At 49.4% G+C, this 17,423-nt stretch carries 9 protein-coding genes and 1 pseudogene; 4 read left to right on the plus strand and 6 right to left on the minus strand.

The genetic code is table 11. The features are described from left to right. Nucleotides 1–13: 13 nt before the first annotated feature. The gene (locus NYE74_RS22865; protein WP_316560739.1) at nucleotides 14–3,370 is read right to left on the minus strand and encodes a GH36-type glycosyl hydrolase domain-containing protein; all 3,357 of its coding nucleotides are present in this window, start codon (nucleotides 3,368–3,370) and stop codon (nucleotides 14–16) included. A gap of 45 nt (nucleotides 3,371–3,415) precedes the next feature. Continuing rightward, entirely contained in the window at nucleotides 3,416–5,581 is a 2,166-nt protein-coding gene (gene bglX, locus NYE74_RS22870) for a beta-glucosidase BglX (protein ID WP_036623900.1), read from the minus strand. Nucleotides 5,582–6,049: 468 nt separating this feature from the next. Here bglX and NYE74_RS22875 point away from each other — a divergent pair, with 468 nt between their 5' ends. From NYE74_RS22875 to NYE74_RS22885, 3 genes are all read left to right on the plus strand, one after another. Then, nucleotides 6,050–7,300 (plus strand): sugar ABC transporter substrate-binding protein, encoded by a 1,251-nt coding sequence (locus NYE74_RS22875; RefSeq protein WP_036623901.1) that lies wholly within the window; start codon nucleotides 6,050–6,052, stop codon nucleotides 7,298–7,300. A 105-nt stretch (nucleotides 7,301–7,405) separates the two neighbouring features. After that, nucleotides 7,406–8,293, plus strand: coding sequence for a carbohydrate ABC transporter permease (locus NYE74_RS22880; RefSeq protein WP_036623902.1), 888 nt, complete (start codon nucleotides 7,406–7,408; stop codon nucleotides 8,291–8,293). Nucleotides 8,294–8,317: 24 nt separating this feature from the next. Then, nucleotides 8,318–9,148 (plus strand): carbohydrate ABC transporter permease, encoded by an 831-nt coding sequence (locus NYE74_RS22885; protein ID WP_036623903.1) that lies wholly within the window; start codon nucleotides 8,318–8,320, stop codon nucleotides 9,146–9,148. Nucleotides 9,149–9,203: 55 nt separating this feature from the next. Here the strand turns inward: NYE74_RS22885 and NYE74_RS33385 are convergent. The 4 genes and pseudogenes from NYE74_RS33385 to NYE74_RS22910 form a co-directional block, all read right to left on the minus strand. Further along, nucleotides 9,204–10,293: pseudogene (locus NYE74_RS33385) on the minus strand (GerAB/ArcD/ProY family transporter). Between the two features lie 207 nt (nucleotides 10,294–10,500). Beyond that, nucleotides 10,501–11,787: an MFS transporter gene (locus NYE74_RS22900; RefSeq protein ID WP_036628354.1), complete on the minus strand. Its 1,287-nt coding sequence runs from the start codon at nucleotides 11,785–11,787 to the stop codon at nucleotides 10,501–10,503. Between the two features lie 414 nt (nucleotides 11,788–12,201). Beyond that, nucleotides 12,202–14,691, minus strand: a complete 2,490-nt coding sequence (locus tag NYE74_RS22905; RefSeq protein ID WP_036623904.1) for a glycoside hydrolase family 31 protein — start codon at nucleotides 14,689–14,691, stop codon at nucleotides 12,202–12,204. A 28-nt stretch (nucleotides 14,692–14,719) separates the two neighbouring features. Continuing rightward, nucleotides 14,720–16,090, minus strand: a complete 1,371-nt coding sequence (locus NYE74_RS22910) for an MFS transporter (protein WP_036623905.1) — start codon at nucleotides 16,088–16,090, stop codon at nucleotides 14,720–14,722. 403 nt (nucleotides 16,091–16,493) lie between these two features. Here NYE74_RS22910 and NYE74_RS22915 point away from each other — a divergent pair, with 403 nt between their 5' ends. Continuing rightward, complete coding sequence (locus tag NYE74_RS22915; RefSeq protein WP_036623906.1) at nucleotides 16,494–17,372, plus strand: AraC family transcriptional regulator; 879 nt, start codon at nucleotides 16,494–16,496, stop codon at nucleotides 17,370–17,372. Nucleotides 17,373–17,423 lie beyond the last annotated feature (51 nt).

Below are 17,423 nucleotides of genomic sequence, written 5' to 3' on the forward strand. Positions count from 1 at the left end.
TTTCTCCCCTCAATTACATAAAGATTTCAACGACGTTATGATCCGTGGTCCCCGCCGACGCAAAATCCTGCCGGCGGAGGCGAACCCCGCCGCTGCGGTAATATCCGGGGTTCTCCCGGACAGGAACGTCCCGGCCGTTGATCCGCACCCGGCGTCCCTGGCCGTCCATGCGGTAAACGAAGCATGTCGGGACGCCCATCAGGGCGAAGTCGAACCGCAGCCCGTCGAGATGCGGCGGGAGCACGGGATCGATGACGAGATCTTCCCCATGGCGGCGGAGGCCTAAACAGTTGGAAATCAGCTGATTCATGTAGATCCCCGGGCCGCTGGAGTAAATCCGCCAGCCGCCTTTCACCGGCACGGCGCCGCGCCGCAGTTCGTCAAACCGCTCGTCCGCTTCGTAACGGGTGGCGAATTTGCCGTCCGAGCTGCTGAAGTACGTATTGCTTTGCCGCAGTTCGGCGTTCGGCACGGCCTCCTGCAGGCCGACCGGATTGATCATATGCAATCCTTTCCAGGCTTCCTCGGCTTTCCCCAACTTAGCCATCGCTTCGATGAAGCGGATATGGGCGTGCACGTACTGCAGCCCGATCTCCCGTCCGAAGTTGGCAGCCTGTTCCGCTCGTTTGAAATGCGCGCTGACGCCGCCCCGGTAGTTCGCCGGCCGGTCCATCAGGCGCACCCCGTCCGGATAATACAGCTTTTCCTTGATCAGAGCGTAGTGCGCTTCCGCCTGCTCGGCGGTCAACAACTCGGCGATCATACTGCGCGTCATCGGCAGCAGGCGGTAGCGGATGCCCGTTTTCGTATCCGCCGGATGCAGCATCAACTCGGCTTGCCCCGGCTCTTCCATGTACACGAACCCCGGAATCACTTCGCTGTCCAGCATGTATTTGTTAAAATCGCGTTTGATGCCCGCCGCCAGGTCCGCGAGCTCGTCGGCCCAGGCCTGCTCCTCAGCCGGCAGCGCCTCCGCCAGCCCGCGGAACGTTTGGTACGTCAGCGCCACCGTCCAGCTGCTGATCATGTACCGTTTGAGCTGGGCGTTGGCCGGTTGAAGCGTATCGTCCCAGTCGCCGTCCCCGTAGGACGACAAAAACGTGTCGTGCAGGAAGCGGCTGCGGATGTAGCCGATCTCCTTCTTCGCATGTTCGCGGATCGCCGCTGTTTCCGCAGAAGGCTCGAAGCCTTCCTTTAACGTATACGGAACTTCCTCATTGAGAATCCCGTAATCCCCGGTGGCCGCCAAATAATCGCCCAGCACTTTCAGCGGCCATACGATGATGTCGCCGTGGCTTTCCTCCTGCTGGATCCGGAAATAACCGTCGAACATGAACCATTGCGGCCAATTGCCGTCCTCCTCGTATTGGTGCGCATACACCGTTTTGAGGATGTCCTTGACCACCCCATATTTTTGCGTAGCCAAAAAATATTCCGCCGGTCCCTGGCAAACGTCGCGCGTTCCCCAGGCCGCCCCGCCGTACTGCTCCAGCCCGTGGGGCACGGAGAAGTGCACCAGCATGTTATGCGTGTACCACCAGGCGAGCGCGTTCAGCTTTTGCAGTTCCTCCGCGGCTTCGCCTTCCGCCGTCAAACGGAACCCGTTCATGACCCGGCCCAGAAAATCGCGGTAACGCGCGATCTCTTCCCGCTCCCCGCGGCCGGACAGCGGCGGTTCGCCGCCGTTCAGCAGCCCTTGCACGGTCAGCGTCCATTCCGCGCTTGGCTCCGTTTCCAGCACCACCAGCGAGGAACTGCCCGGCTCCGCGCCGGGAGCCAGCTTGCTTTCATCAAATACTTGGAAGTCCGTGCCCGCAACGTGCATCCGGTAGGCCAAATCCGGATAAACCGCAGCGGAAATGGCCGCGCGGTCGGCCCGGAACGTCAGCGTTCCTTCCCCTTGCTCCATCCGGTACGGCAGCAAGAATTCATGATCGTTCATGACGATCTGGTTCGTCACCAAATACCGGTAGGCCCGTCCCTTGGCGGAAGCGACGCGCAGCGTCAATTCCGGCGCTTCCGCCGCCGTATGGTTCGTCACGATGATCGTGTCGTCCGGCGTTTTATACGTCCAGCGCGCATAGTTGAAGCCCATCTCGAACATCGAAGGCATCGTCAGCAGCCGGTAAACCCCGTCCATTTCCACGTAGATCCGCTGCCCCGACGCCTTGGAAACGTTCAGCGCGTTCCGGACGTTCGAAACCAGTTTGTGGAACGATGTATTGCCGACCGCGATTTGTGAATTAAAAACGCCGTACATATAGGAGGTCGTCGTGATGACGTCCGCGTTCATCCGGTCATTGCCGCCGGACATCAGGATGATGCCGTGCGGGCGCTCCACCCGAAGCTCTTTTTCCTTCAGTACGACATGCTCATGCGTATCCGTGAAAAAAGACAGCAGCGTCCCGTTCTCGCGCTCCTCATGATGCCGGTGCGGGAACAATGTTTCGAGTTCGGCTTCATCCATCGGCTCGGTACCGAGCGGCTCGCCGATCGCCGCAGCCCGCGATGCCGGCACCGCCGCAGCGGCGGCATTCGCCGCCGAAACCGCGGCCGCTTTGGATTCAACATTGCGCCAAGCATCCTCTATCAGCTCTTCGTGCTCCAGCGCCTCGATTGCCGCGGGATGGTCTTCCTGAATCAATCCGTAAAACACGAACCGTGCCTCTCCGGACAAGATTTGCCGTTTCGACTGCAGGGCCGTGTACGCAAACTCGTATTGATAGATATCGCCCGCCAGGTCCGGCCGGGCCAGCGCTTCAGGCCGGTCGGTTTCCTTGTACGATAGCCCGAAAAACTGAAATCCGTCGGTCGAAAACCCGATGGCCCCCGTCAGCGAACCTTGCTGCAAATACGGGAATTTCCCCCGTTGCGGCTGGTTTTGCCGGGAACAGACAACCATTCCCCAGCGCGCGTGCCGGAAGACGGCGTGGTCGATGTATTGCGATAAGTACGCTTCATTGCTGCGCACGGCCCCTTGTTCGGCGATGCCGACATCCTGGCCGTATACGACATCGATCTCGTACGGGGTTTGCCCCGCCAGCCGGACGTCCCAAAACCAAACGCCCCGCGGGTCCAGCGTCAAAACGACCCGGCAGCGGATGCCCGCGGCCTCGCCGTCCCAAACAGCCGCCTCCGCGCCGCTTTTCACCCGGCCGTTCGAGCGGACGCCGAGCAGGGGAAGCGCTTGGATGCCTTCCGGCCGGTGCAGCCGCAAATAAAGATTGTTCAGCGAGCCTTCCACCGGACCGGACAACAGCTGGTTGATCATCGTTTCCCGGTATTTCATTTCGTACATATCGCCGCTATTCCATAACGCAAAGGCCAAATCCCCCGCTTGAAGGACCGTTTTCGCCTCCATTTCCGCCATAATCCCCACTCCCTCATTCATTTATTTCTATAGGCTATAAGCAAGCTATAAGCGCAGACTGAAGCGCAGGCCCGCCGCGTCTCTGCTGTTGGGTCCGACGTAAACGAGAAAATCCCCCGCGTCGCTTGCAAAAGTCAAATCGGCATGATGGTAACGCAGCTGCGGCTCTGTCAGCGCAAACGCCACTTCCCGGGCCTCCCCCGGCTGCAGCAGGATTTTGCGGAAATCCTTCAGCTCTTTGACCGGACGCACCACATCCCCCGCCAAATCGCGAACGTACAGCTGCACCGTTTCTTCGGCAGCCACGGCTCCGGTATTGGTCACCTTCACCTTGATCGTCAGCGGCCGGTCCGGGGTCATTTCGGGCGACGACAGCTCGGGTTCGCCGTAAGCGAACGCGGTATAGCTCAGACCGTATCCAAACGGATACAACGGTTCGTTGGGCATGTCCAGATACTGCGACACGTAACGCACCTGCGCGTCCGGCGCATCCTTGGGGCGGCCGGTATTGAAACTGTTATAGTAAACCGGGATCTGTCCCGCCGCATAGGGAAAAGACATCGTCAGCCGGCCTGCAGGCTGCACGTCGCCGAACAGCAGGTCGGCGATCGCGTGGCCGCCTTCGCTGCCGGGGAACCAGGCCTCGAGCACGGCATCGGCGCGGTCCGCTACGCCGTGCAGGTCAAGCGGCCGGCCGTTGAACAGCACGGCCGCCATCGGCTTGCCGAGCTCGGCGAGACGTTCGATCAGCGCCAGCTGCGCCTGCGGCAGCCGGATATCTCCCCGGCAGCCCGCTTCGCCGCTCATCTCGGAGCTTTCGCCCAGCGCCAGCACGATGACGTCGGCGCCTTCCGCCGCCCGAAGCGCCGCTGCGAGCTGCCGGGGGCTGGCCTCCTCGATGCCGCAGCCTTCGGCGACGGCGATACGGCCCGTGCCGATCTTGGCGGCGATGCCGTCGTGCAAACGGACCGCGGCCTCGGTCGACCCATGCCACGACCACGGCCCAAGAATGTCTCCGCTTTGGGCGAACGGACCGATCAGCGCGATGGATTGATCGCGCCGCAGCGGGAGCACCCCTTCGTTTTTTAGCAAAACGCAGGATTTCGCCGCCAGCTCGCGCGAAACGGCCCGATGCTCGCCGCAAAACACGATTTCCGCTTCCCGCGCCGGATCGGCTCCGCGATACGGATTGTCGAACAATCCCAGCTTTTGCTTGAGCTGCAAAATCCGCAGCACGGCTTCGTCGATCAGCTTTTCCTCGATGACGCCGTTTTCCGCCAGCTCCGCCAAATGCTTCATATAGCAGGTCGTCATCATTTCGATGTCGATGCCCGCTTCGATGGAGCGCAAGGCGGCTTCCTTCTCGTCGGCGGCGGCGCCGTGCGGAATCAGTTCCTTGACGGCGCCCCAATCCGAAATGATCACCCCGCCGAACCCCCATTCCTCGCGCAGCAGCCGGCGCAGCAGCCGTTTGTTGCCGGTCGAAGGGATGCCGTCCACCGTATTGAACGAGGCCATGACCATTTCGCAGCCCTCATCCAGCGCGGCTTTGTAAGCCGGCAAATAGTATTCGCGCAGCTGCCGTTCCGACAGGTCGACCGTATTGTAGTCCCTGCCTCCTTCCGCCGCGCCGTAGGCGGCGAAATGCTTGACGCAAGCGGCGACGCGGCTCGTGTCGTTTTGCAGGTCCTTGCCTTGAAAGCCCCGCACAAACGCCCGCGCAAATTCTCCATTTAAAAACGGGTCCTCCCCCGTCGCTTCCATAACCCGCCCCCAGCGCGGATCGCGCACCAGATCGGCCATCGGGGCGAACGTGACGTGAACGCCCGAAACCGCCGCTTCCCGGGCGGCGATTTCGGCGCTTCGTTCCGCCAGCTTCAAGTCCCAGGAACAACCGATGGCCAGCGGAACGGGAAAAATCGTTTTGTAACCGTGGATGATATCGGCCATGATCAGCAGCGGAATGCCCAAACGGTTTTTACGCAAATGAGCCTGTTGAACGTTGATGGCTTCCTGCGCCCCCGACAATCCGAGCACCGATCCCGTATTCCGCACGGTTTCCTCGGAAACGCCCAGCCCCTCCATCGGGCCGGTGATTTCTCCTTCCGTCTTGGCCCCTTCGAAAAACGGCACCGCCAATTGCAGCAGCTGGCCGATTTTTTCCGCAAGCGTCATTTGCTCCACATAAGTCTCGATAGGTTGCCGCTTCATTTCATCCCCACCCTTATTCATACTTAACGATATCACAAGATAATCGAAACGTTTCAATTTACGGAATAAGTGGATTATATATCGAATCCTCGAATACGTCAATTTCAATTGAATGCGATTTCATAAACTGTCGAAACGTTCTAATATAATCAATTTAACATTTTAAGAAAATTTATATTGCCGAAAAAAATCTATTGAATACGATTACATTCTGTTTTATAATGAATCGAAACGTTTCACTAGCTTCTCGTTTACGGATAAAACAATCTATCTTCATTGAAATCGAAACGTTCCAAGAGAACCGTGCCGCTTGCATTGGCACACCATTAGTTTACGACAAGGGGACGACTTTCACTCGAAGGCAAGGAGGTGCTTATCCCGTCAGCTAGTTTACAAGCTTTTTTGTATAAATTCACTTCTGGAATCCTCATATTACTTACAGCAATTATTGAAGAAAGGACGATCCTTATGTGGAAAAAAACAGCAACGACTATTTTGGCAAGCTCGCTGGTTCTCGCCGGCATTCTTACCGGTTGCGGGTCAAACAACAACACGGCTTCCGGCGGCACCAAGCAGGTAGAAATCAGCGTGTGGGCGATGGGCGATGAAGCCAAAGCGCTGCCGCAAATTGCCGGCGATTTCATGAAGGAAAACCCGGACATTAAGGTCAACGTTCAGGCCCTGCCATGGTCCAATGCGCACGACAAGCTGCTGACGGCCGTCGCTTCGAAGAAAGGGCCGGACGTCATCCAGATGGGAACGACCTGGATTCCGGAGTTTGCGGGCGCCGGAGCCTTGCTTGATTTGACTTCCCTGGTGGATCAATATCCCGAGTTCAAAGAGGATCAATTTTTTACGGGTGCCGTGAACACGACAAAGTACGACGGGAAAATCGTAGGGATTCCGTGGTATACCGAAACCCGCGTGCTGTTCTACCGCACCGACCTGCTTAAAGAAGCGGGGTACGATCAAGCCCCGAGAACCTGGGAAGAGCTGCGCGCCGCCGCCAAAAAGCTGGCTGAACGCGGCCAAGGCAAATACGGCATCAGCATCGACATGAAAGAGCAATCGCTGGCGTTTATGTTCGCCCGCCAAAACGGCTCCAAGCTGCTGGACGACCAAAACAAACCGCTGTTCAACCAGCCCGAGTTCGTGGAGGCCGTTGAATATCTGGACGGATTCTTCAAGGACGGTTCGGCTCCTGTCGACGCGGGGTTGGACGCGGTGCAGGGACTTAGAGGCGATGGCATCGTTCCGATGTTCATCAGCGGTCCTTGGAATATCAACTTGATCCAAACGCAAGCCCCGGAACTCGAAGGAAAATGGGCGGTCGCCCCGCTGCCGGCCAAAAAGAACAACATCTCGGCGTTGGGCGGCTCCGACTTGTCGATATTCCAATATACCAAACATCCGGATGAGGCATTGAAGTTCATTCAATATATGAGCAAACCGGAAACGCAGGTCAAGTGGATGCAGTTGACCAAATCGCTTCCGACTAACGTAAAAGCGTGGGAAGACCCGTCGTTGAAAGACGATCCGAGCTACCAGGCCCTTAAGCAACAGCTTGAGCATTCCGAACCGATGCCGCTATTGACAAGCTGGGAACAAATTGCCCAAACGTATTTGAAGAGCTTTGAACGCATCGTCCGCGGAGGTGCCGACGTCCAAAGCGAAATGGACGTTTTCAACGCCGAAGCGGAGAAAATCCTGAACAAATAACAGCAGCCGCGATACCGCCGAAACCCGCCGGGCAGCCTAGGCTGCCCGGCAAACCGCGGTTTGGCCTAGGTTTAAGAAGCGCATAAATAAAGGAAGTGATTCTCAATGAAAGGCTTATCGCAAAAAAACGCCCCTTATGTATTCGTTGCGCCGACTTTGATTCTGCTGGCATTATTTTCGCTGCTGCCGATCACCATCGCGCTCGTCATCAGCTTTACCGACATGGATATGGCCGGACTGGCCGACTATTCGAACATCAGCTTCATCGGCTTCGACAATTACAAGGAAGTTCTGCAAGATCCTTCTTTTCAAAAATCGATTTTCAACACCTTGTTCTACGTTATCATCGGCGTTCCGCTCGTGATCGTCATTTCCCTCATGATCGCTCTGTTGATCAACGCCGGAAGAGCCCGCATTTTCAAAGCGTTCCGGGTTATTTTCTATATGCCGTCGGTCACCAACGTCGTGGCGGTCGCCGTCGTCTGGAGCTATCTGTACAACCCGTCGCTGGGGCTGCTCAACTATATTTTGACTTCGCTTGGCCTGGGGCCTGTCCCTTGGCTGCAGGATCCGGTCATGGCGAAAATTTCGCTGATCATCCTGGCCGTTTGGCGGGCAATCGGCCTCAACATGCTCATCTTCATCGCCGCGCTCAAAGGCATCTCGAAGACGTATTACGAAGCGGCGCAAATCGACGGAGCCAGCGCGTGGCGGCAAACCTGGTCGATCACCATCCCCCTGCTGCGCTTTGCCATCTTCTTCGTGTCGATGACGACGATGATCGGCTGGCTGCAATTCTTCGAAGAGCCGTTCGTCATGACCAACGGCGGTCCGCTCGACGGTACGCTGTCCGTGGCCCTGTTTATTTACAATAACGGTTTTCAATTCAGTAAATTCGGATATGCCGCGGCAGGATCCTTTATTTTGTTTTTTGCGATAATCCTGATTACGCTCGTGCAATACAAATTCCAAAATAAGGAAGCGGATGTCTGATGCCATCCCGGGAGGTGTATACGCATGAAAACCAAAACCTCTGGCGATAAAACGCTGCAATGGCTGTTTGGTATCCTGCTGGGCGTGCTTGGCCTGCTGATGCTGCTGCCGTTCGTTTGGATGATCTTGTCCTCGTTCAAGACGGAAAGCGAAGTGGCGCAAATTCCGCCAACGTTGTGGCCGCAGCAGTTTACCCTGAACAACTTCCGCGAGCTGTTTGAAAATATGCAGTTCGGCATTTATTTGCGCAATACGTTGATCATCGTCGTCTTTTCCTTTCTCGGATTGTTCCTGAACGCGCTAGCCGGCTTTGCTTTTGCCAAATACCAGTTTAAAGGCCGGGACGGCTTGTTCTACCTCGTGCTGGCCACCATGATGATTCCCGGTCAGGTCACGATGATTCCGGTCTATCTGATCCTGAACATGATGAGTCTGACCAATACGCTGGTGGGGATCGCGCTTCCGAGCATGGTTGGCGCCTTTGCCATCTTCCTGTTCCGCCAGTTTATGTCGACGATTCCCGACGAACTGCTGGAAGCGACCCGTTTGGACGGCGCCGGAGAGTTCCGTATCTTCCTGCAAATCGCCTTGCCGATCTCCAAATCCATCCTGGCTGTGCAGGGAATCTTGGCCTTTATCGCCGGCTGGAACAGCTTCCTCTGGCCGATCATCATCGCCAACGACGAGAAGCTGTATACGCTGTCGGTCGGCTTGCAGCTGCTAAAAGGCCAGTACGCGGGAAATTTCGCGCTGCAGATGGCGGGTTCGGCATTTATGGTCGTACCGATTATCATCATCTTTATCATTTTCCAGAAACACATCATCGAAAACTATTCGATCTCAGGGATGAAATAACCCCGTCCTGGCATGAGAAAAACCGCCGGAGAAATCCTCCGGCGGTTTTTTGATATCACATCCCATCTTTCTCCTGCACTCTATTTGGTTTTAGAGCCCCCAGTTTGCCGCGGATCCATGCCGTCAGGAAGAGAATAAAGCCGAACACTACCAGCGAAAAATCGAACCAAACATGACTCGTCGCCAAATAATGAGCAAAATCAGCAGCGCCGGAAAGGCCCCAGAAGCTCACGACCAAAGCCAAAAATCCAAGCGGAAAGGCAAGCGCCCGATAATCCTTGAGTCCAATCCATTCGGCCATTCCCGTCACCGCCGCATAGAAATACGCGGCCAATTCGATAAACGTCCCCGGCAGCCATACAGCCAGCAGCAAGGCGTCAATGTGCTGAAAGAACTCACCGAGTCCAATATAACGAACGACTTCGATAAACGGATAGTTTAATGTACCGGCATACTCGCCAAAAAGAAAAACGGACACAAGTCCGGACGCCGCAAGTGTAATCATTTCCCCAAACCAGGCCGTCAAAACGAAAAACGCCGCTTTCCGCTGATTCGACAATAACGGGAAATACAATCCCAACAAAAGATAGCCGGAGAACCAGGTGAACGGAACGATGGCTCCCTTAAGCGAAGGAATCGGTCCGTTCCCCATGATCGGCAGAGCGTTTGATACGTTCCATTCAGGGATGGTGAGAATACTCAGCAGCGCGAACACTACGATCGTAACCGGCAGAAACAGCTGGGCCAGCCGCCCCAGCACCTCCCCCCCTGACCGCATACGCCACAAGAAACATTATTCCGCCGGCGGTGACTAGGGAGGGGGAATTCTCCAAAAATACGGAGGAAATAAAATCGCTGTAAATCCGTAGAATAACGCTGGTCAGGTAAGCGGTGTAAAACACGATGATAAGCCCCGCCGCTTTACCCGGCAGCTTTTCTAACACCCGCTTGCTGTAAGCGATGCTTGTCTCTCCCGGAAACATGCGGCCGAGCTGCAGCATGGCCAGCACGAAGGCGATACCGGCCAGGTGCGACCACACAGGCGACAGCCATAAATCCCGCCCCGCAGAAATCTTCCCTTTTTCCGCCATCCGCAAGCCCCCCGTCAACATAATAGCCGAATAGCCGATATGTGATTTGCACATTTTTTCCTTATTACGTTATTTTAGCCAAAAAAATCCCGATTTCATTTCATTAAAAAAGGCGCTCCCCAACACTTCGGGAACGCCCTTCTTGAACTAAATGCCTTTAAAATGTATTTGTTCATCCACACCTTAAGGAGGCTTTCGAAAAAATCCGAACTGGGGCCATACTCTTGATGACGTATGACCCGTATTACGAATGGCACTGCTTCAAATCCCTGAACCCTTGACGGTTGGATGATCCACTTGCGCACTTTCTTGAAAATCCCTCCGATAGAACAACCCGATCAAGACAGCAATTGTCGTCATAGCCGCAGCCAGCAAATACACTTGTACCATTCCAAAACGGTCCGCATACCAACCCAGGAACAATAAAGATAAACCAAAGCCAAGGTTCGTAAGCACGTCAATCCCTGCCATTACTTTGGGGAGCTGAGCCGCCGGAGCACTTGTTTGCAGCAAGGTACGGCGAATAATCCCGGCCATTTGCACCGGTAATCCGGAGACGGCAAAAAGAACAAGCGCAGCGGCCGGAATCGTATTGAGAGCAAACACTACCGTAATCAGCACATACACGAACAATGCTCCCAGCATGTACAAATAACTGTTTTTTTGCAACCGTTTGACCAAACCAACAACAACCAGCCCGCCCAGAATCATCCCGGAGAAAAAGGAAGCATTCATAAACCCCCACCAGCTTGCATCCTTATGCAGCACCTGAGTTACATACGCCAGAATAAATACACCAAGCCAGGAGGTTCCCCCAATGGTGTCTATACTGTCCACGATCATCAGAGAACGAATGCGGCGGTTATGCCAAATAATCCGCCATCCTGCCCCAAGTTCTTTCCAATGCGAGCCCTTTGATTCGGCTGCTGCCGGCGGCTGAGTCGCGGGTATTGGAGATTCGGAGCCGGATTCCCGATCATCCAGCGGATCACGAATGAATGTAGTGACCGCTGCAGCCAACAAATAACAACAGGATGCGATCAAAAGCGTATTCAGTGAACCGAGCCAGGCTACAGCAATCCCGCTGAGCGCCCATCCTGCACATTTAACTACCTGATCGCTGACGGCTACCAAGCTGTTCGCGCGCATGAGTCCCTCACCGCTGGCCAAGCGGGGGACAAGCGCATTTCGCGCCGGGTTGGTCCAGCCGTCCAGAAAGGACATGCCAAACACCATCACAAAAATGAAAAGAAACGACCCTTGCCCGGGGTTGGTCCACAAGTAAAGAAACAGCAGTGTAAAAATGATAAACTGCCCTAGTTGGGAGAACAGCAAAATCCGCGTGAGCCTGAATCGGCTGAGAACTATAGGTGCGACCAGCCCGCTAACCACTTGGGCTGACAAACGGAACAGCGGAATCAAAGTGGTCTGCATTAAAGAATTGCTAGAGCTGAACACCAATACCGTTATACTCAACATGTAGATAATATCTGCAACATTGGAGATCGTCTGAGACCCCCACAGATAATAAAAAGACCGCTTGATCAAAAAAATTACCCCTTTCTTTTGCTTAGCCTTGCTGATTTTCAATTCCTTTATATGTAAATTCTATAAAATCCTTAAATTTCCTTCTTTTATTCATAAAGGAAATTTATTGACCACTCTAAGATTTTGTCAGTCCTATGTACATAAGCAATAAACTAAGTCCTCAGCCAAACAAAAAGGCTCGTCATTGCCTTAGAAACTACAAACAGAAAAACCACCGGAATCCAGTGAAACTTGGAATCCGGTGGTTTTTAGCTGAAATGAAATTTATCGTAGCGGCTTGTCATCTAAATCTGGATTTGTCATATTAATTCAAACATGTAAAGAAATCGGCACATTTAAAGAGCGAAGAAAACGGATGCTGACGAATCCGGGCGGGGAGCCTCGGCCGGCGATCGTCCCAGTCCAGTTCGCCAATTAAATGGAAATTAAGTCCTTTACACTGAAATTAACATGAAGATCATAATTTTCACCGAGATTCGGATATTTTATTTTAGCTATTCTTTGCTCGGTGTCAAAATACCAGCCTTCTTCGCTTAATTCCCATTGTTTTTTATCCAGTAACATGGGCAGCTTAATATCTTTTAAGCATATTTGGACCGGGGCTACATCTCTGCATATTAAATCGATATTAATTTCTTTAGGTTGTTTGTTATAGTTACCTTCTTTTTCAAAAGTAATTTTAACTCCATCCGTTTTTTTCACGGATACTAAGGTTTTTAAGTATTCGCCATTTTTATAATTATTAGTAATACCATCATCTTCATATAATACAAAGCTGGATTCCTCCGATGGTTCTATTAAAAATTTAAGTTTATCAATCGAATCGTGATGAATATTCATTAAGCCTTCACTGATCGGGATAATGGCTCCACTTCTAATGAACATAGGAATTGAATTTAATGCAACTTCTACTTCAATAGTTTGCCCTCCTTCATAGACCTGTTTGGTATTCCAATCAAACCAAGCGGCTCCTTCCGGAAGGTACACCTTTCTTGTTTTTGCCCCCCTTTCAAGGACGTTGGCTACTAATATAAAACTTCCGAACATAAAATCAAAGCTTTCTTCAGACACTTTTTTATCATTTTCAAATTCATAAACTAAAGGTCTCATGACCGGATCACCTTCAGTTGATGCTTCAAATAGCAGGGAGTACAAATAGGGTACTAATGTATATCTAAGCTTTATAGCTTCCCTAATATATTTTGTATAGGATGGATACATCCACGGTTCTGTAACGGTATTATCATTGTTGCAGGAGTGTATGGAGAATCTTGGCTGAAAAATTCCGTTCTGAACCCATCTTACAAATAGCTCCGGCTCAGGTGCCGGACCATAAAAGCCTCCTATGTCGCAGCCTTGATTGGCAACTCCTGACAGTCCCATTCCAAGTATTACGGGAATATTGAATTTTAAGCTCTTCCAGCTTGTACTGTTATCTCCGGCCCAGGTTTGGGCATAACGCTGAATTCCCGCAAATCCGGCTCTGTTGATGATATATGGTCTTGTATTTGGATCTGCTTCCGCTATGGTTTCTTTTGCCGTAAAAGCCATTAGATTAGGCATGATTGGCCGTAAAGCACTCACTTTTTGCTTCATACCTTCAAAATGACAAACAGCTTCGGAATTGTTTATTTCATATTCATTGTTATCATTCCATATCGATGTAATCCCAAGTGAAACTAAAGCTTGTTTTAGGTGCTTTTTCCATAATTCTCTTCCTTTAGGATTGGTAAAGTCCACAAAGGAAGCCGGGCCTCCCCAATATCTGTCAATTTGTGACTTTTCTTCTTTTTCATCCTTTATGTAGGCCCCCGCTGCGGCAAATTCCTTGTATAAAGGGTGAGAAGTCAGCATACCGGGTTTTACGTTGGGCGCTAGACAAGCCCCTTTTTCCTTTACTTGACCTACAAATTGTGCAGGATTTGCGAACCGATCAAAATTCCAGTTAAAAACGTATCTTTTATTATTTTCTCCTGTCGTATATCCTGATGACATAAAGAAACCGTCACAAGGAATTCCTTCTGCCTTGCATTTATCAAGAAACTGCAGAATAGCTTGATCCGAGTTTCTATCCAATTCCGTATAATACATGGTTGAACCCATATATCCCAAGGAATACTTTGGAGGCAGTGCAGTTTTTCCCGTTAAATCCGTGTAGTTTCTTATAACATCCTTTATTTTCGGGCCATAGATAAAGAATACGTCCAGCTCTCCGCCGTCGGCGCAAAAGTAACTATACTTATTCCAATAACCGCTTCTCTCACATCCCATATCAAAAACGGAATCAAAGGAATTATGATAAAATATTCCGCTGGCTATGCTATTTTTTTTGTTAAATTTGATATAAAAAGGTATATGCTTATAGAGCGGATCTGTATGCTCTGAATCATATCCTACAGTATCAACATTGTGCATTCTTAATCTTTTTTTCTTCTTGTTTAGGTAGCCTGTTTTTTCTCCAAACCCATAGAAACAATCTTCGTCATCCATACAGGAATAATGATAGAGTCTTCCGTGAGCATCTTTTACATAGGATTTTTCTTTCAAGTCGGAATGCAACACATTGCCTTCCTTATCTGTAATCTCTATAGCAAAAGGCTCTTTGTATATATTTACTTTTAATTTTTTGGTAGATAGCCGAATATAAGTGCCTAAATCCTCGTATTTGCTTCCAACTGCCCGTACTCTCTTTCTTTCCTCGCTTAGCAAGCCATCCATTTTGTCTTCCCACGCAGTCATAATCAGGGAATAGGATGCTTCCTCCGCAAATTCTTCATCAAAAGTACAACGAATTCTTACAATTTCATCATTTAGTAAGACAATTCTATATTTAGCGGCATCGGTATCAATATTTAAATAGTTATCGTAATTTTTTATACTTATCATTTTATTGCTTATTTTCATTGGTTTTCCCTCCTAAAAGTCAATCAAACTATTGGATCGCTTTAGCTTCTTTTCTTGCGCTTAATTCCGCTAAAATATGCTTATATTTATCATCTGTTAAATTATACAAGAATACAAAAGTCAAAATAGCAATTCCTGCTCCAATAGCCGGGTACAGAAGCATTAATGATTTTATTCCAGCTAATGTTTCGGCTGATTGCTGAACATTAGGAATGTATCCAATCAGACTCAAAACCACTCCTGGAATAAATCCGGCTAAAGCTTGTGCAAGCTTTCTGCAGAAGCTAAAAGTAGAATAAATAATTCCTTCGGTTCTTTCTCCTGTTTTCCACTCGCCGTATTCGACGGCATCGGATATAAATGCCCAGGTCATACCGTTCATGAAAGCCGTTCCAAACCAGGCTATAGAAGAAAATGTTATAAATACAGCTTTATTTCCGGGAAGCATGTAATTTATTAGATCGCCGGCCACCCATATGCCCAATCCTGCTAAAAAAGTAGCTTTCTTTCCGATTTTTTTAACGACAAGCGGCATTACAGCAACGCCTATCAATGAACAGCCGATACTTACGAAATTTAAAGTTGCTGTTAAGTTTGCATTACCGAGGACATATTGAGCATAATATACCATCATACCTACCTTCAGATTGTAAAAAGATATGGTTAATAAGCTCATCAGATTCAAGATCATTAGCGGTTTATTTGAGAAAAGCACTTTAAACATTTTGCTTATAGGTTCTTTTTTCTTCTCCGGAGCGTCAACTCTTACATGTTCTACCGTATATTTATAGCAAATTAAATGAAAAACCGTACCAATCAAGGCCATTAATCCCATGACTACCGGATAACCTACTTTGGAATCGGAAAAATTCAGTATTAGAGGTATTACGGCTACCCCTGTGATCAGTACGGCCAAATTGGAACCGGCCTGTCTGAAGGAAGCCAGCTTGGTTCTTTCTACTGAATCTTGAGTCATCGCTGCTGCTAATGAACCATAGGGTATATTTACAAAAGAATAGGCTAATCCAAACAGCATGTAGGTAATATAAGCAAAGGCTATTCTTCCGGCCATCGATAGATTCGGAACTAAAAAGCATAGTACCGTAGTGATTGCCAGAGGCAGTGTGCCGTATAAAATAAACGGCCTGAATTTTCCTCTTTTCCCTATTTTCTTTCTGGAGTCTACAATCGTTCCGACAGTTACATCTGCAAAAGCGTCAAATATTTTTGATATTAAGAAGACAGTTCCTCCAACCACCGCCGGAATATTAAGCACATCCGTAAAGAACTTCAGCAGATATGATTGCCCTAAATCAAACATAAACCCATTTCCCAAATCCCCAAATCCATAAGCAAGCTTTTCCTTCAAAGGCAATTTTTGTTTTGGATTGCTTTCCATACATAGCCCTCCCGAAAAATATGTTTTATATATTCTGATGAAATAGGCTGCATTTCATCCAAATATCTGGAAATGCCTTTATTAAAGCGCTTACTTGTTAGCGCTTACTTTATGGTTTGAATTTTTCAAGCACCATCTGCGCCATAGCAGGCTTTTGGCTTAATTCCTGTTCCACAATTGCAATTAATTTCACAAACATGTTTTTAATTATAGATAAATGACGATAAAAAAATATGTTTTAATTGCTTCAAAACTTGTAAAAATTGCTGTAGTAAAATATCATACAGCTCATCTTCACATGTAATTATTATTCTATTCGCCTGTTACAACGTTTTTCAGTAGAACTCTTCAGTAATCTTAGTTACAATTTATACAAGTCATTGTGCTGAAAAGGGGACCACGAATGAAAAGAAATTTGCATAAGTTTTTTACCCGCAAATATATGATTTCCAGCGATTATGAGGTTTTTCACTTTTTAAACTCCGATATTCCTTTGTTGTATTTACATCATCATGATTTTTATGAGATTTATTTATTTATTTCCGGAGACATTACTTATTTGATCGAAGGCAAATCCTACGATATAAAACCGGGTGACATTATATTGATTAATACAAAGGAGCTCCACCAAGCAGTTATTAATAGTATGAAAGTCCCCTATGAACGGATTGTACTTTGGATAAACAAATCCTTTCTCCAAGAATTATCATCCCAAGAAACGGATCTTACTTTATGCTTTGAAAGCGTTAAAAAAAGAAATGTAATAAGAGCGGACATTGAATTTCAGCAAAATGCGAAGACACAGCTCAATAAGCTGTTAAGTCTTGAAAACCACCAAGGGTTAGGCAAAGATTTGCTATATAAGGCCTATATTGCGGAGCTTGTCGTAAACTTAAGCAATCTTGTTTTGAACGACACATCAAACCTGGATATTTCTGTAAAGAAGAGCATTCTCATCGATGGGATAATTGAGTATATTAATGATCATTTAGAAGAAGACATCTCCATTGATGAACTTTCCAAACAGTTTTATCTCAGTAAATTTCATCTATCCAGGGAATTTAAAAAGCATACAGGCACCACTATTCACAGGTATATGGTGCAGAAGAAATTAATTAAAGCAAAAGAGTTAATTCTTAAAGACTATCCAATAAATAGTGTTTACAAACAGTCAGGCTTTGGCGATTATTCAAATTTTTTTAGAGCTTTTAAGAATGAATACGGTGTTACTCCAAAGCAGTTTTATGAACTGATGGTTGCGTCAAATTTGAATAAAAATTAACGATATAAGCGGTGATTACATTCTCTACAGCCTTGACTCCATTGAGGCCGT

This window comes from Paenibacillus sp. FSL P4-0127, from assembly GCF_038007325.1.
In the GTDB taxonomy this organism is placed as follows: domain Bacteria; phylum Bacillota; class Bacilli; order Paenibacillales; family Paenibacillaceae; genus Fontibacillus; species Fontibacillus macerans.

Bases quoted from the DNA above. Each gene is read 5' to 3' on its own strand.
- NYE74_RS22910 (WP_036623905.1), bottom strand. From the start codon at position 16,090: ATGGAAAGCAATCCAAAACAAAAATTGCCTTTGAAGGAAAAGCTTGCT.
- NYE74_RS22915 (WP_036623906.1), top strand. From the start codon at position 16,494: ATGAAAAGAAATTTGCATAAGTTTTTTACCCGCAAATATATGATTTCC.
- NYE74_RS22875 (WP_036623901.1), top strand. From the start codon at position 6,050: ATGTGGAAAAAAACAGCAACGACTATTTTGGCAAGCTCGCTGGTTCTC.
- NYE74_RS22880 (WP_036623902.1), top strand. From the start codon at position 7,406: ATGAAAGGCTTATCGCAAAAAAACGCCCCTTATGTATTCGTTGCGCCG.
- NYE74_RS22865 (WP_316560739.1), bottom strand. From the start codon at position 3,370: ATGGCGGAAATGGAGGCGAAAACGGTCCTTCAAGCGGGGGATTTGGCC.
- NYE74_RS22905 (WP_036623904.1), bottom strand. From the start codon at position 14,691: ATGAAAATAAGCAATAAAATGATAAGTATAAAAAATTACGATAACTAT.
- bglX (WP_036623900.1), bottom strand. From the start codon at position 5,581: ATGAAGCGGCAACCTATCGAGACTTATGTGGAGCAAATGACGCTTGCG.
- NYE74_RS22885 (WP_036623903.1), top strand. From the start codon at position 8,318: ATGAAAACCAAAACCTCTGGCGATAAAACGCTGCAATGGCTGTTTGGT.